The following is a 13,750-nucleotide window of genomic DNA, read 5'->3' on the forward strand; positions in this document are numbered from 1 at the left end:
TGTCACATTCATGTTAACCGGTATGGCTAGGAAGCAGACCCAGATCATTCAGGAAGTCATCATGAAAATCATCGTTGCTGCGCTTGCCGGCCTGCTTGGCGCGGGCCTTCTTTCGGTATCTGCCCATGCCGCCGAGTTGGTGCTCTACACGAGCCAGCCGAACGAGGATGCACAGGCGACGGTCGATGGATTCATAGCAGCCAATCCCGACATCAAGGTCGACTGGGTGCGTGATGGCACGCCGAAGATCATGGCCAAGCTCGAATCCGAGATCCAGGCGGGCAATCCTGTGGCCGACGTTCTCCTAATCGCCGACATGGTGACCCTGGAGCGGCTGAAGGAAGCCGGCAAGCTGATGGCCTACAAGTCACCGGAAGCCGTCAACTACGATGCAGCACTTTATGACGCCGACGGCTACTACTATTCGACCAAGCTCATCACCACGGGGATCGTCTACAATACCGCCGCCTCAATGAAGCCGACGAGCTGGCAGGACCTGACCAAGCCGGAGGCCAAGGGTCTCGTCGTCATGCCGAGCCCGCTTGCCTCTGGTGCCGCGCTCATCCATGCCCAGACGCTTGCAGGCGTCGGCAGTCTCGGCTGGGATTTCTACAAGAGCCTTGCAGGCAACGGCGCAGTTGCTGCCGGCGGCAACGGCCAGGTTCTGAAATCGGTGGCGTCGGGCGAAAAGGCCTACGGCATGGTCGTCGATTACATGCCGATCCGTGAGAAAGCCAAGGGTGCGCCGCTGGAATTCGTGTTTCCGAAGGAAGGCGTCTCCGCGGTCACCGAGCCGGTTGCGATCCTTTCGACCACCAAGCACGCAGATGCAGCCAAAAAGTTCGTCGACTACGCCCTGTCGGTCAAAGGCCAGGAGGGCTTTCTCAAGCTCGGCTATATTCCCGCCCGCAATGGCATGACGCTGCCGGCCGGTTTCCCTCCGCGCGACAGCATCAAGGTTCTGCCGCTCAACGCCGCCGTGGCCCTGAAAAACAGCGATCAGGACCTGAAGACCTTCTCCTCGTTCTACGGATCGAAGTGAGATAAAAGGTCAGCCATGACCGTTCATACGGGGCGTTGAATGTACGGATATGTCCGCCGGGGAAACAGTCAGCCAGTTTGGCTGTTTCCTTTCGTCGTTTTCGTGGTGTTGATCCTGAGCGTGCTGCCCCTAGCGCGGCTGGCGGAGGCCGGCACCGCGGCGCTTCTGCGCGGCGGGGCCTACGAGCTGATCACCGATCCTGCGCTATGGCGCTCGACCTGGTACACGGTCGAGACGGCCGTCTATGGAACGGTGATTTCTCTCCTCATCGGCTGCCTCTTTGCCTTTCTGCTGACGCTGACAGACATTGCCGGCCGTGGCTTGTTGGGCTTTCTCTTCGTCCTGCCGATGATGATCCCGCCGCAGGTAACAGCGCTCGCCTGGGTGCAGATGTCTGGGCCTTCCAGCCCGTTTTTGAAGGCGTTGCACATCACACTGCCGCTCGGCTCGCCGCAGCCGCTTTATTCGATCGGCGGCATCGCCTTGCTCTACGGCGTGCAGCATGCGCCGCTCGTCTATCTGGCGCTTCGCGCAAGCCTGATGACACTGCCGCGAGACGGGATCGAGGCGGCGCGGCTGGCTGGGGCGTCTGGTCTTCGCGTCTTCTGTGACATCGTCTTGCCTCTGTCTATGCCCGGCGTCATTGCCGGCGGGGCTATCGCCTTCGTATCCTCGGTCGGCAATTTCGGCATTCCAGCCATTCTCGGCATTCCAGCCTCAATCTTCACACTGTCGACGCTGATCTTCACCAAGTTTTCCTCTTTCGGCCCACGCACCTTCGGCGATATCGCCGTCCTGTCGATGATGATCGCAGTCATCTCGGTCGTTGGCCTGGCGGTTCAGGGCAGGGCGCTGCGCGGCCGCGACTACCGCCTCATCGGGCTATCCGGTGCGCCGGCCGCGTTATCGCTTGGGCGTTGGCAATATCTGGCTTTGCCGCTTGTGACGAGCATCCTGTTCGCTATGCTGGTGGCGCCTTTCCTTGCCCTTGTCGCCGGCGCGCTCGTGCCGGCCTATGGCGTTCCGCTCAGCCTGAAGACCGCGTCGCTCCACGCCTTCACGGAGATCCTTTTTCGCCAGACGGCGACGCGCACCGCCTTTTCCAATTCGCTGTTTCTTGCCGGAATGACGTCGATGTGTCTGCTGGCGATGACGATCCTCGTCGCCTATTCGCTGACGAAGCGCAGGGACGTTGCCAGCCGTCTCATCGCCGGGCTCATAGAAATCCCCTATGCCTTGCCGGGGATCATCGTCGCCGTATCGTTCATCCTGGTGTTTGCGGCACCCTTGCCGGTTCTTCATGTCACACTTTACGGTACGATCTGGATCATCCTGCTCGCCTACTTCTCGGCTTATTTCGCCGTCAGCCTGAAGCCGGTATTCAGCGCTTTCCTGCAACTCGATCCGGCCTTGGAAGAAGCGGCCCGCCTGTCCGGCGCCGGGTTCTTTCGCCGGCTTATGGACATCATCCTCCCGCTAATCGCGCCGGCAGCCGGAGCATCGGTCATCCTCGTCTTCCTGATCGCATGCAACGAGCTCACCGTCTCTGCCCTGCTGTGGTCGGCCGGAACGCAAACGCTCGGAGTGACCATCTACAATCTCGACGATAGCGGCAGCTCCGATCTCGCATCGGCAATGTCGGTGCTGGTCGTCGCCATGGTTGTCGGGTTGATGCTGCTACTGGAATTTCTCGGCAAGCGTCTACCGAAGGGAGTGCTGCCGTGGCGAAGCTGATCCTCGAGCGCGTCACCAGGGACTTCGGAACCGGACGCCTTGCCGTTGATGCCCTGTCGCTCGAAGTGCGCGACGGCGGCTTTCTCGCCCTGCTTGGACCGTCCGGCTGCGGCAAGACGACGGTGCTGCGAATGATTGCCGGGTTCGAGCAGCCGACCGCAGGGTCGATCCATCTCGGCGAAAAACGACTGGCGAATAGCGAGAGCCATTTGCCGCCCGAGCGTCGCAACATGGCGATGGTCTTTCAGTCCTACGCGCTCTGGCCGCATATGAACGTCGCCGACAATGTCGGATATCCTCTGAATGTGCGCGGAATTTCCGGCGAGCGTTACCGCGAGAAGGTAGGCCAGGCGCTAGCAACGGTCAGTCTCGGTGATTTCGCCGAGCGGCGGCCTGCCGATCTCTCGGGCGGACAGCGACAGCGCGTGGCGCTTGCCCGCTGCCTGGTAACGTCGCCCGATGTGGTCCTGCTCGACGAGCCTCTTGCCAATCTCGACCGTCATCTGAAGACCGAAATGGAGGAAACGTTTCGCGAGTTCCACCGACGCTCGGGCGCGACGATGATCTACGTTACCCACGACCAGAGCGAAGCCATGGCACTGGCAACCGATGTCGCCGTGATGTCGGAAGGCCGGCTGCTGCAGGTGGCTGAACCGGCGGAGATTTATGCGCGGCCGGAGGGCAAGCTGGTTGGCGGCTTGGTCGGGCGCGGTGCCATTCTGTCTCTGCCCTTGCCTGGCGATTGCGGGTCGCGCTCCCTCGGCTGGCCGGCTCTCCAACGGATGCTCGCGCTGCCACGAGGCGACGGTACATCCTGTGCGGACATTCTGGTGCGGCCCGAAGACGTCTCTCTCGACGCCGAGGGAATTTCATGCATGGTCGAAACCTCTCTATATGAGGGAGAGCGCTATGCGCTGCGCCTCGCGCTGCCTGATGGCCAGGTGCTCAGGGCCTATAGCCGCGTTGCAGCAATACCGGGTGAAACCCTTGCCGTGGCCATCCGTTTGGCATGGCGGCTTTGAGCGCTGCCGGCAACGCCAGCGTCAGATGGCGGTTGTTCCTGCTGTCTTCCTGTGCTTGATTTGCTCGTCTGTCCGAAGGAGAATCGCCGCCATGTCCAGCCAGGCCTTCCCGGTTTTCGATCTCGGTGTTTTTGAGGCGGCGACGGACGGCGAAAAGAAACGGCTCGGCGCGGTGGTTGACGAAATCTGCCGTTCCACGGGATTCCTTGCAATTTCCAATCATGGGATCGACGACGCCGTCATCGCCGCCATATGGGAGAAGGCGAGGGCTTTCTTCGACCAACCCGCAGAGATCAAACAGCAGGCGAGGGCGCCGTATCCGGGCTATCCCTACGGTTATCTCGGGCCTGGCACCGAAGCGCTAGCCAAGTCGCGAAATGTCGATACACCGCCCGATCTTAAGGAGAGCTTCAATGGCGGCCCGCTTGAGGTCCCCGTTGGCATGACAGACCCGGAAGCGCTCGGCTTCTGCTATGCTGCCACTATATGGCCTGAGGGAGCGAAAGGTTTTGCCGAGGCCTGGAAGGCCTATTATCGCTCCATGGAAGACCTTGCGGCGCGCATCATGCGTGTTTTTGCGGTGGGGCTGCGGCTGGAGGAGCATTTCTTCGATAGCTATGTCGATACGCCGATCAGCGCGTTGCGCGCGCTCAATTATCCGGCGCAGGATGTCGAGCCGAAGCCGGGGCAGCTTCGCGCCGGCGCTCACACGGACTATGGCAGCCTGACGATCCTGTTGCCAGAGCCAGGCTCCAGGGGGCTGGAGATCATCGCTCCCGATGGCGGCTGGACCGCGGTACCGCCGGTGCCCGGCGCCTTGGTCATCAACATTGGCGATCTGATGGCGCTCTGGACCAACGATCGTTGGGTCTCGACCATGCACCGCGTCGTCAATCCACCGCCCAAGGAGAGTGGCATGAAGCGCCGGCAGTCGCTTGCCTTCTTCCATCAGCCGAACTGGTTTGCCGAGATCGCCTGCCTGCCATCCTGCATGCGGCCGGGCGCCAAGCCGAAATATGAACCCGTCCTGTCCGGCCCCTATCTTATGGGCAAATTCAAATCGACGATGACGGCCAAGGCCGGCTAGTCAAGGCTGCGCCGATCATCGTCCGCATCAGGAACGTGTCCCATGTCTTTGCGTCTCGCCACCTTCAATATCGAAAACCTCATGACCCGGTTCGACTTCAGCGGGTTCCGCAACCTGTTGCACCAGGACCGGGTGCTGAAGCTTTTCGAGGTGCAGAACGAAGCCGTGTATCGTCAGCTGGAGCAGGCGCGGGTGGTTGCTGGCGCGGACGATACGCGGCAGATGACGGCACTTGCCATTGCCGACGCCGATGCCGACATCCTTTGCCTTCAGGAGGTCGACAACATGGCGGCGCTGGAGGCGTTCGAAAACGGTTATCTCTTCCGCATGGTCGGCAATGGTTACAGAAAGAGGTATCTGGTCGAAGGCAATGACAGCCGCGGCATTGACGTCGCGGTGCTGATGCGCGAGGAGACGCGGGACGGCGAGAGCATCGAACTCAAGGACATCACCAGTCACTCATCGGTGACTTATCGCGCGTTCGACCTGTTCAGCGACGAGCTGGCGGCACTCGGTCACCATATCGACGACCGGATATTCAAGCGCGACTGCCTTGAGCTCGATCTCAGGATCGGCGGCGTGCCGTTTGCGCTCTACGTCACGCACCTAAAGTCGATGGGTGGCCCCAGGGACGGCGTCGATGGCCGCCGCGCCACGATGCCGGTGCGTCGCGCCGAAACGCTTGCCGTGCGGCGGATCATTGAGAACCGCTTCGGCGTCGGCGAAACTGCTTCCAGGAATTTCGCCATTTGCGGCGACCTGAACGACTATCAGGAGCGGGTCGATGTCATCGGTAGCCGCCGCACCGGCTATCGCTTCGAACACCGGCACGAGGAGGCGAGCGCGCTCGATGTCTTCAGCGACGGCGGCTTTACCGAGAACGTCATCGCGCGGCGTTCGCCGCTTGACCGCTGGACGCTCTACCACGCACGCGGACCGCAGGAGCAATGGCTCTGCCAGCTTGACTATCTCTGGCTGTCGCCAGCATTGGCGCGGGCAAATATCGCCCACATTCCAGAGATCATCCGAGCCGGCCAACCCTATCGCACGATCTTTCCGCCGGGGCAGGAAATCGAGCGCTATCCGCGAACCGGCTGGGACCGACCAAAGGCCTCGGATCATTGCCCGGTGGTCATGACGCTCGATTTCAAATGAAGGTTTTGGATTTAAATGAAGATCACGCGAACTCAGAAGGAAGCCTTGCTGGAGGAAGACACGCGCCATTGGCCGGTGGAGCAGACCGTGTTTCGGGTCGGCCATATCGACCTGCAAGTTCTTGACGGCGATCATCCGTTCCATGCGCGCGAGAAAGCGGCCGCCCGCGTGAACTGGCAGGCGGAGATCGCTTCGAACCCGGCGCTTTTTGATGGTCGCATGGTGTTTCAGCATCGCCTGGCGGTGAGCGAGGAAGGCATCAGCGGCGAGGCTTATGTCGTTCCTTTTTCCACATTTCTATGGTGGCGCAAGCAGGCGGTGCGTGAGGGCGGCTTCCATGTGTTCGCCTTTCCGGTCCTCGTTACCTCCGACAATGCGCTCGTTGCTATCAGGATGGGGCAGCATACCGCCAATGCCGGCCAGGTCTATTTCGCGGCGGGATCGCTCGACGAGAGCGATATCGTCGACGGTCGCTGCGATATTGAGGGCAATATGCGCCGCGAAGTGCTCGAGGAAACCGGGCTCGACCTTGGCGATGCCGCTGCTGAGCCGGGCTATCACGCTTCGCATTTCAGGCACTCCCTGACAGTGTTTCGGCTGTTTCGCTTCGATGCCACTGCAGACCAGTTGGTCGCCCGGATCGAGGCGCATATGCCTCACGCGAAAGATCAGGAGATCGACGGTGCCGTCGCAATACGCTCCGCCGATCCGGCGGCGCAGCCCTACAACGTCTCGATGCTGCCGATCCTTGCGTGGTTCTTCGATCGGCAGAGATGAGCGCGCAGCCTTGCGCTTGGTTGCGCGGTCGGGCAGGTTGCAAATTTGGAAGTGATTGAAGGAGGCAGGGGTGTCACGCAGTTATAGCGTCTATGACGTGTTCACCGACACGAAGTTGGCAGGCAATCCGCTGGCCGTGGTCTTTGACGGCGACGGCTTGAGCGACGAGGCAATGCAGGCGATTACCCGCGAACTCAACCTGTCCGAGACGGTGTTCGTCCGCGCCGCGACCAATCCGGCCCACACCGCAAGCCTGCGCATCTTCACGCCGGGGCGGGAATTGCCCTTCGCCGGCCACCCGACGGTCGGCGCCGCGATAGCGCTTGCTGAACGCACCCATGCGAGACATGGAGGCGATCTCGATCTCGTTTCCGTTCTCGAGGAAAAGGTCGGCCCGGTGCGTTGCGCCGTGCGGCTGAAACAGGAACAGCCGAGTTTTGCCGAATTCGACCTGCCGCGAAAGTCGCAGCAGATCCTGCTGCCGCTCGAAAAACTACGGCTTGCGGATGCGCTTGGACTGAAGGTCACTGAAATCGGCTTCGAGAACCATGTGCCGTCGATCTGGACGGCGGGCGTTCCCTTCCTGCTGGTGCCGGTACATGACGTGGGCGCGGCGCAGCGGCTCGAATTCGATCCACTGCTCTGGGAGAAGACGGTACCCTTCGTCGACGGTTCGCTTGCATCCGCCTATATCTATTGCCGCGGCGCGGTCAATCACACCGCGAAATTTCACGCGCGCATGTTTGCGGCGGGCATGGGCATCGTCGAGGACCCGGCGACGGGGTCGGCGGTGGCAGCGCTCTCCGGCGCGATCCACCATTTCGACCGGCTGCCGGACGGTCATTATCCCGTCATCGTCGAGCAGGGAGTCGAGATGGGCCGCCCCTCCTTTATTCATCTCCATATCGATGTCGACGGCGGAGAAATTTCAAATGCGCGAATTGGCGGTCAGGCGGTGCGACTTGCTAGCGGCACGCTGGATATTTGATTTCATTGGATAATTGTCTCTTTGTGAAATTATTTTGCTGAATTGCGAAAGAAAATCAGCGAACCGGCTGGACAATGAAACCGATCCTATTTATATGCCCGGTCACGCCGTCAAAAGCGGTTACGGGTGATTAGCTCAGTTGGTAGAGCAGCTGACTCTTAATCAGCGGGTCGTAGGTTCGAGCCCTACATCACCCACCATTATCTCTCTGTATTGATTAGTTTATTGCATGCTCGGGGGTTCAGTCCCTGAGGTGAGGCGCAGATATATAATGGCCTAGTAGCAATGGGGGTAGGTCGATACGCTAGTCTCGCGAAGGGCCGCCAACATGCAATGAACTCATCGTTCTACACTTTGGTGTGAGGCCGCTTCCAATGGCGATCTCTGCATGCCAGTATCGCACAATGAAGTTCGCCCGGTTCGTTCACCGCCTTTCACTGCTCGTCGCTTTGCTTGGGCTCATCGTTGGTCCGATGAGCATCGGTACGGCTGGCAGCGCCATGGCATCTTCGGGTGCCGTGCGGACGGAAGCGATGGTCGGGATGGACATGGCGACGATGATCCAGTGTTGCCCAGGCAGCCAGCCGAACAAGGCGGACCGCGGACAAAGCTGCCCGTTGGCGCTGGTCTGCACGACGGCTATCGTTGCTGATGTCGCAGACGAAAACAGTTGGTCTGTCGTCATTCCGTGCCTTTCCCACCGCTTCGACGTGATGCCGCACGTTCAATTAGCATCTACTTTGATCGATCCGCCGGTCCGACCTCCCAAAGCCTGATCTCACATTATTCTGAACCTGCCAGCGGCATCACGTCGGACGTTTGATCGCGTTTGCGCTGATCCAATGGCGATCAATTTTGACTGAGCGCGTGGTGCGGACATCCGCCCCCTGATGAGATCAGAAACATGAACAAAAATCTCCCCTTTACAGGGGCGGTGCTTCTTGGCGGCGTGTTGATCGTCGGCTCTGCAGCCGTGTCTTTCGCCGGCACACAGGACTACGAATTCCAACCCGTCTCCACCAACGTCAAGCAGGGACAGGCGAGCCTCGTCTCCGTGCGATTGATCGACAAGCGCACCGGCAAGCCCGTTTCAGACGCCGTCATCCTCACAACGCGGATGGACATGGCTCCTGAGGGCATGGAGATGATGACCACCCCGGTTGTGGCTGCCGCGTCCACGGAGCCCGGCGTCTATGCTTTCAAGAGCGACTTCGTCATGGCCGGCGGCTGGCGGTTCAAGCTCGCCGCCAAGGTCCAGGGCGAACCCGAAACCATTCAGGGCGAAGTCGTCCTTAAAGCGGCTCCTTGAACACGACAATACGTGTGACAGCCACGCTCTCCCTCGCCGTATTGCTCGGCGGGGGAGGCTATTGGGCTGGCACGAAGGACCTTGGTTCACGGCTCGGTCTTCCGGTTGCCGAAGCAGCCGTCGCCGCAATGGCGAAACCGAAGCAAGTGCCGATGGGCGCGGTAATGCCTCCGTCGCGGTCGCAGTCGGCTTCATCGCGCTTGCTGGCGTGGCCGCGGAGACGGGGGTCATCATGCTGATCTACCTCGACCATGCCATGAAGGAGCAGCTCGAAATCTGCGAGGCTGAGGGGCGGACGTTCACTCGTTCCGATCTTAACCGCGCCATCATGGTCGGTGCTGCCGAGCGGGTGCGGCCGAAGATGATGACGGTCGTGGCGATCATGGCAGGGCTCGTTCCCATTCTCTGGCGGACGGGAGCGGGTTCCGAGATCATGCAGCGCATCGCGGTGCCGATGATCGGCGGCATGGTGTCGTCGACCTTGCTGACGTTGATCGTCATCCCGGCGGTCTACGGGTTGGTCAAGGGATGGCGGCTCACGATCGTGACAAGTGCGACCAGGCCAGCTTCGAAAACGACTTGCGCGATCTCGAAGCTGCCGAATGAAATGCGAAGGGTGGGCTCAGACAGGAACCCGCCCTTTCGCCAAATTGTATCGCTTTCATCAAGCCGTCACGAACGGAGGCTATTAGGCAAATAAATCTGGATGTCTGGATATATGGATAAAAAATCCGTTCTTGCCGCGATGGCGGCGCTCGGTCAGGACACGCGGCTGGATGTCTTCCGTCTGCTGGTCGGTGCAGGCCCTCAAGGCGTGCCGGCCGGCGAGATTGCCTCGCGGCTGGGCACCGTGCAGAACACCATGTCGGCGCATTTGAAGATCCTCGATCAGGCAGGACTGGTGCTTGCCGAGCGCGATGGGCGGGTGGTGCGCTATGTCGCCGACATGGCCGGCTTTCAGGGCCTTCTCGCCTATCTCATGGAGGATTGCTGCAATGGCTCGCCGGAGCTTTGCCGTCCGGTGATCCAGACCATCACAGCAGTCGTTGAAAGGCAGCAAACATGAGCGACAAGGTATTTAACGTCTTATTTCTCTGCACAGGCAATTCGGCCCGGTCGATCATGGCGGAATCCATCCTCAATGTTGAAGGCAAGGGCCGTTTCCGCGCCTTTTCGGCCGGCAGCCATCCCAAGGGTGCGGTACACCCCTGGGCCATAAGAACCCTCGAAGCGCTCAACTGTCCTTCCTCCGGCTTCGGTTCCAAGAGCTGGGACGTGTTCGCCGAACCGGGTGCTGCGCACATGGACTTCATCTTCACGGTCTGCGACGACGCAGCCGGGGAGGCTTGCCCGGTTTGGCTGGGACATCTTGCGACCGCCCATTGGGGAATAGAAGACCCCGCCGCCGTCGAAGGCTTAGAGGTTGAGAAAGGCCGCGCGTTCGCCCAGGCCGCCCGCTATCTCAGGAACCGGATATCGCTTTTCGTTAATCTGCCGCTGGCGACCATCGACAAGCTCTCCCTGCAGGAGCAGCTCGAAGAGATCGGCCGCACTTCGCCGAGTGCCGGCTGATGGCAATGGCTTTCAATCTATCGCGACGCCTTGTCGCAGAAGCGCTGGGCACCGCCATCCTCGTTGCCACCGTCGTCGGTTCTGGGATCATGGCGGCAAAGCTCACCAACGACGTCGCCCTTGCGCTGCTTGCCAATACGATCGCGACAGGCGCGATACTCGTCGTGCTGATCACCATCCTCGGGCCGATCAGCGGCGCGCACTTCAACCCGGCGGTCACCATGGTCTTCGCGCTACGGCGGCAGATCGGTGTACAGGCGGCGCTCCTCTACGTCGTCGCCCAGCTTGGCGGTGGCATCGCCGGCTCGTTCCTGGCCCACGCCATGTTCGAGTTGCCGATCATCCAGTTTTCGACGACGGTTCGCACCGGGTCGGGGCAATGGCTCGCGGAGGCGGTTGCCGCCTTTGGCCTTGTACTCACCATCCTTGCTGGCCTTCGTGCGCGGCCAAAAGCCGTTCCCTGGCTGGTCGGGCTCTATATTACGGCCGCCTACTGGTTCACTGCCTCTACGTCGTTTGCCAATCCGGCGGTCGCCATCGCGCGGGCGTTCTCAAATACCTTTTCAGGCATCCGGCCGATCGACCTGCCAGGATTCATCATTGCGGAATTGGCGGGCGCGTTGCTCGCCTCGGTTCTTGTCGGCTGGCTGCTGACAGAACAGGAACCGGTCGAACACGTGCTGAACAAGCTGAAAGGTGCGGAATGACCATGGACGTCACCATTTACCACAATCCAGGCTGCGGAACCTCGCGTAACACGCTGGCGATGATCCGCAATGCCGGGATCGAACCGACCGTCATCGAATACCTCAAAGATCCGCCGCCGCGCGAACAACTCGTCAAGATGATCGCCGATGCCGGACTGACCGTCCGCCAGGCCATCCGCGAGAAGGGCACGCCCTTTGCCGAGCTTGGTCTCGACGACCCGGCGCTGACCGACGATCAGCTTCTCGACGCCATGCTGAAGTATCCGATCCTCATCAACCGACCCTTCGTTGTGACGCCGCTCGGAACTCGCCTCAGCCGTCCGTCCGAGGTCGTCTTCGAGATCCTCCCGAACACGCAGAAGGGGCCGTTCGTGAAGGAGGACGGCGAGAAGGTTCTCGACGAGAAGGGTCAGCGCATTGTCTGATTTACCTGCGGCAGACGCCGAGCATCTCCGCAAGCCCGACATCGAGGCGTTGCGTCCGCCGTTGTCGAGCCACAGGCCACGGATTCGAAACCTTTACGGGTCGCTCCGTCAGGTTTCCTACAGCCGTCTTCTCGCCCACGAGGCAAGACGGCTGCTCGAGCACTTCGGAGCCGAGGCCCGCGTCTTCGATCCGGAGGGACTGCCGCTTCCAAATGGCGCGCCTGGGATGCGAAAGCGAACCAGGTTCTTCTCAGGTTCAACGGTCGTTGATCGAGGGAAGGGTCGAATCACTTTTTGCAAGCTACTCCCGGTGCCGCGGATCGATGTCCCTCCATGCCCATAGGGTGCGAACGGCGGCGTTTCCGGCTCTTCCGACTCGAGTATCATTTCATCGTTTGCCGAGTGTCAGACGAGGCTGGCAGGTAGAGTCAGATCCACATCGACATTCGTCGCCGGTCACGGCTTTAGGAATATGGCCTTGAGAGCAAGAAAGATCACAGCAAGCCCCGCCGCATTACGCGGCGGGCCTTTGCCGTAACCGCCGCCGGCTTAGGCGTGAGCGTGGGGATGGCGGTAGTCCCAGACTGCCCAGAGCGATACCACGACAACGAGTAGCCCTAGAACCAGGCTGGTCCACATCGCGTTCACATTGGTTGCAAAACTGAGCAGCCAGGGAGATGCAATCAACCAGAGGCCGAGCACCAAGTTGACCCATTCCTCCCATTCGGCGAAAGCCGAAAGCGCTGCAATCGCCAGCCCACAAAGCATGACGCCGACGATCCACGCGTTCCAGCTTGGCATAGTTTCGGCGGCAAAGCCGACGAACCACGGTGAGATGAACAAACATATTGCCAGGACAAGATTAGCCAAATCCTGCCCCTTTCTTCCTTCCAATAAAGTTTTTGCCATGACAACCTCCCAGGTTGGAGCTTAACTAAGGCATTGCCTCGCGTGCGTGCACGCCTAAGTATATAAGTAATTTTGAATGAACCATCATTCAAGGGATTGCGGGCGCTCAGTCTTGAAATTTACTAATACAGCGGTTTTATATTCCGCGTTCAAACCAACAATTTCGGCTGCGCCTACGATTTAATTCAGCGGTGCCGCAGAAACGAGAACAGCATAGGCGAAAAGGCGGCTCGATAGCATCCATTACACCAACTCATCTGTAGGCCCGCTGTTAAACTATTTATCTTCCTATTCATTGAACTGCGAGTATGAGGTTTGGGTCATTGGACTGGGTCTATCGGGGCAGGCGCAGTTTTCAGCATGACGCGACGCGTTTCCGACACCGCGCTCCGGTCCTTTAATGCGATAGGGAAAGAGGATGTGGCAGCATTGGACGAGCAGGGAAGGGCATCCAATCGAAATTGCACTCGACGACTGCGGCGGGCCGCAGCTGTTGGTGAAAGTGTCAGACCACCAACGCCAATTGAGCGACAATGCGTTAGCGACGAGGAACGACAACGACCGTCATACTGGATGATGGGTTGTCCGATTTATTGCTTCTGAACGACTGCCTGAGCTCCCGTCGCTCCTTAGCCGTAGATCTCCGCATCCGCTCTCTGTCGCTGTTGGGGCAGGCCGCCGATTGACGCCTCCCGAGGTGCCCGGAGCGCCACCTCCTGTATCACCAACAGATCAAGATTGAGGAGTTTCAACATGTCAAAAAGAACAGCCGTCGTCACTGGCGGCGCAGCCGTCATCGTTGCTGCCGCCGATGTCATTCCGGCTCATGAAGTCCAGGTAAAAGCCTTCGGTCTCTTCGTCCGCCGGAAACATCGTCTCGATGCGCATTTCCTCGGCGACTATAGTCTGCGGCGTGCCGACCGTGGTGATCATCGAGAACAGATTGAGGGTGAGCTGGTTTTGACGCGTCGGGAGCCGTCTCGAGGGTATGGATTGGAAAATGAGGCATTGCATGACCTTTCA

Annotated in this window: 15 protein-coding genes, 1 tRNA gene and 2 pseudogenes; 15 read left to right on the plus strand and 3 right to left on the minus strand. The window is 60.1% G+C overall.

The features are described from left to right. The first annotated feature begins 61 nt into the window (after window positions 1–61). The 8 genes from AB4Z52_RS03940 (at window position 62) to AB4Z52_RS03975 (ending at window position 8,005) form a co-directional block, all read left to right on the plus strand. Window positions 62–1,042, plus strand: a complete 981-nt coding sequence (locus AB4Z52_RS03940) for an ABC transporter substrate-binding protein (RefSeq protein ID WP_442216576.1) — start codon at window positions 62–64, stop codon at window positions 1,040–1,042. 39 nt (window positions 1,043–1,081) lie between these two features. After that, on the plus strand, window positions 1,082–2,776 hold the full coding sequence (locus AB4Z52_RS03945) for an ABC transporter permease (protein ID WP_442216577.1): 1,695 nt from the start codon (window positions 1,082–1,084) through the stop codon (window positions 2,774–2,776). After that, window positions 2,764–3,798, plus strand: coding sequence for an ABC transporter ATP-binding protein (locus tag AB4Z52_RS03950; protein WP_442216578.1), 1,035 nt, complete (start codon window positions 2,764–2,766; stop codon window positions 3,796–3,798). Before AB4Z52_RS03945 ends, AB4Z52_RS03950 begins: the two co-directional genes overlap by 13 nt. Before the next feature lie 91 nt (window positions 3,799–3,889). After that, window positions 3,890–4,885 carry an isopenicillin N synthase family dioxygenase gene (locus AB4Z52_RS03955; RefSeq protein WP_442216579.1) on the plus strand — a complete coding sequence of 332 codons (996 nt, stop codon included), beginning with the start codon at window positions 3,890–3,892 and terminating at the stop codon, window positions 4,883–4,885. Between the two features lie 42 nt (window positions 4,886–4,927). Beyond that, window positions 4,928–6,040 carry an endonuclease/exonuclease/phosphatase family protein gene (locus tag AB4Z52_RS03960; protein WP_442216580.1) on the plus strand — a complete coding sequence of 371 codons (1,113 nt, stop codon included), beginning with the start codon at window positions 4,928–4,930 and terminating at the stop codon, window positions 6,038–6,040. A gap of 15 nt (window positions 6,041–6,055) precedes the next feature. Beyond that, entirely contained in the window at window positions 6,056–6,817 is a 762-nt protein-coding gene (locus AB4Z52_RS03965) for an NUDIX hydrolase (protein WP_442216581.1), read from the plus strand. Between the two features lie 70 nt (window positions 6,818–6,887). Next, the gene (locus AB4Z52_RS03970) at window positions 6,888–7,805 is read left to right on the plus strand and encodes a PhzF family phenazine biosynthesis protein (RefSeq protein WP_442216582.1); all 918 of its coding nucleotides are present in this window, start codon (window positions 6,888–6,890) and stop codon (window positions 7,803–7,805) included. A gap of 124 nt (window positions 7,806–7,929) precedes the next feature. Continuing rightward, window positions 7,930–8,005 (plus strand) — tRNA-Lys (locus tag AB4Z52_RS03975). A gap of 224 nt (window positions 8,006–8,229) precedes the next feature. Here AB4Z52_RS03975 and AB4Z52_RS03980 read toward each other — a convergent pair. After that, a complete protein-coding gene (locus tag AB4Z52_RS03980) occupies window positions 8,230–8,490 on the minus strand; it encodes a hypothetical protein (RefSeq protein WP_442216583.1) in 261 nt (86 codons plus the stop codon). Window positions 8,491–8,709: 219 nt separating this feature from the next. Here AB4Z52_RS03980 and AB4Z52_RS03985 point away from each other — a divergent pair, with 219 nt between their 5' ends. From AB4Z52_RS03985 to AB4Z52_RS04015, 7 genes and pseudogenes are all read left to right on the plus strand, one after another. Beyond that, window positions 8,710–9,114: a FixH family protein gene (locus AB4Z52_RS03985; protein WP_442216584.1), complete on the plus strand. Its 405-nt coding sequence runs from the start codon at window positions 8,710–8,712 to the stop codon at window positions 9,112–9,114. A gap of 163 nt (window positions 9,115–9,277) precedes the next feature. Continuing rightward, window positions 9,278–9,682 (plus strand): annotated as a pseudogene (locus AB4Z52_RS03990) (efflux RND transporter permease subunit); the annotation flags it as partial. A 150-nt stretch (window positions 9,683–9,832) separates the two neighbouring features. Beyond that, the gene (locus AB4Z52_RS03995) at window positions 9,833–10,180 is read left to right on the plus strand and encodes an ArsR/SmtB family transcription factor (RefSeq protein WP_442216585.1); all 348 of its coding nucleotides are present in this window, start codon (window positions 9,833–9,835) and stop codon (window positions 10,178–10,180) included. Next, window positions 10,177–10,686, plus strand: a complete 510-nt coding sequence (locus AB4Z52_RS04000) for an arsenate reductase ArsC (RefSeq protein WP_442216586.1) — start codon at window positions 10,177–10,179, stop codon at window positions 10,684–10,686. Before AB4Z52_RS03995 ends, AB4Z52_RS04000 begins: the two co-directional genes overlap by 4 nt. A gap of 5 nt (window positions 10,687–10,691) precedes the next feature. Next, complete coding sequence (locus AB4Z52_RS04005; RefSeq protein ID WP_442216587.1) at window positions 10,692–11,393, plus strand: aquaporin; 702 nt, start codon at window positions 10,692–10,694, stop codon at window positions 11,391–11,393. Further along, on the plus strand, window positions 11,390–11,818 hold the full coding sequence (arsC, locus tag AB4Z52_RS04010) for an arsenate reductase (glutaredoxin) (RefSeq protein ID WP_442216588.1): 429 nt from the start codon (window positions 11,390–11,392) through the stop codon (window positions 11,816–11,818). The genes AB4Z52_RS04005 and arsC overlap by 4 nt, the downstream gene beginning before the upstream one ends. Beyond that, window positions 11,811–12,062, plus strand: a pseudogene (locus AB4Z52_RS04015) (NADPH-dependent FMN reductase); the annotation flags it as partial. The gene arsC and the pseudogene AB4Z52_RS04015, both read left to right, overlap by 8 nt. A gap of 305 nt (window positions 12,063–12,367) precedes the next feature. Here the strand turns inward: AB4Z52_RS04015 and AB4Z52_RS04020 are convergent. Then, window positions 12,368–12,727, minus strand: a complete 360-nt coding sequence (locus tag AB4Z52_RS04020) for an SPW repeat protein (RefSeq protein ID WP_442216589.1) — start codon at window positions 12,725–12,727, stop codon at window positions 12,368–12,370. A 756-nt stretch (window positions 12,728–13,483) separates the two neighbouring features. Continuing rightward, window positions 13,484–13,660 (minus strand): hypothetical protein, encoded by a 177-nt coding sequence (locus AB4Z52_RS04025; RefSeq protein ID WP_442216590.1) that lies wholly within the window; start codon window positions 13,658–13,660, stop codon window positions 13,484–13,486. Between the last annotated feature and the right edge of the window lie 90 nt (window positions 13,661–13,750).

It is taken from the genome of Rhizobium sp. 2YAF20, assembly GCF_052114685.1.
Lineage (GTDB): Bacteria > Pseudomonadota > Alphaproteobacteria > Rhizobiales > Rhizobiaceae > Rhizobium.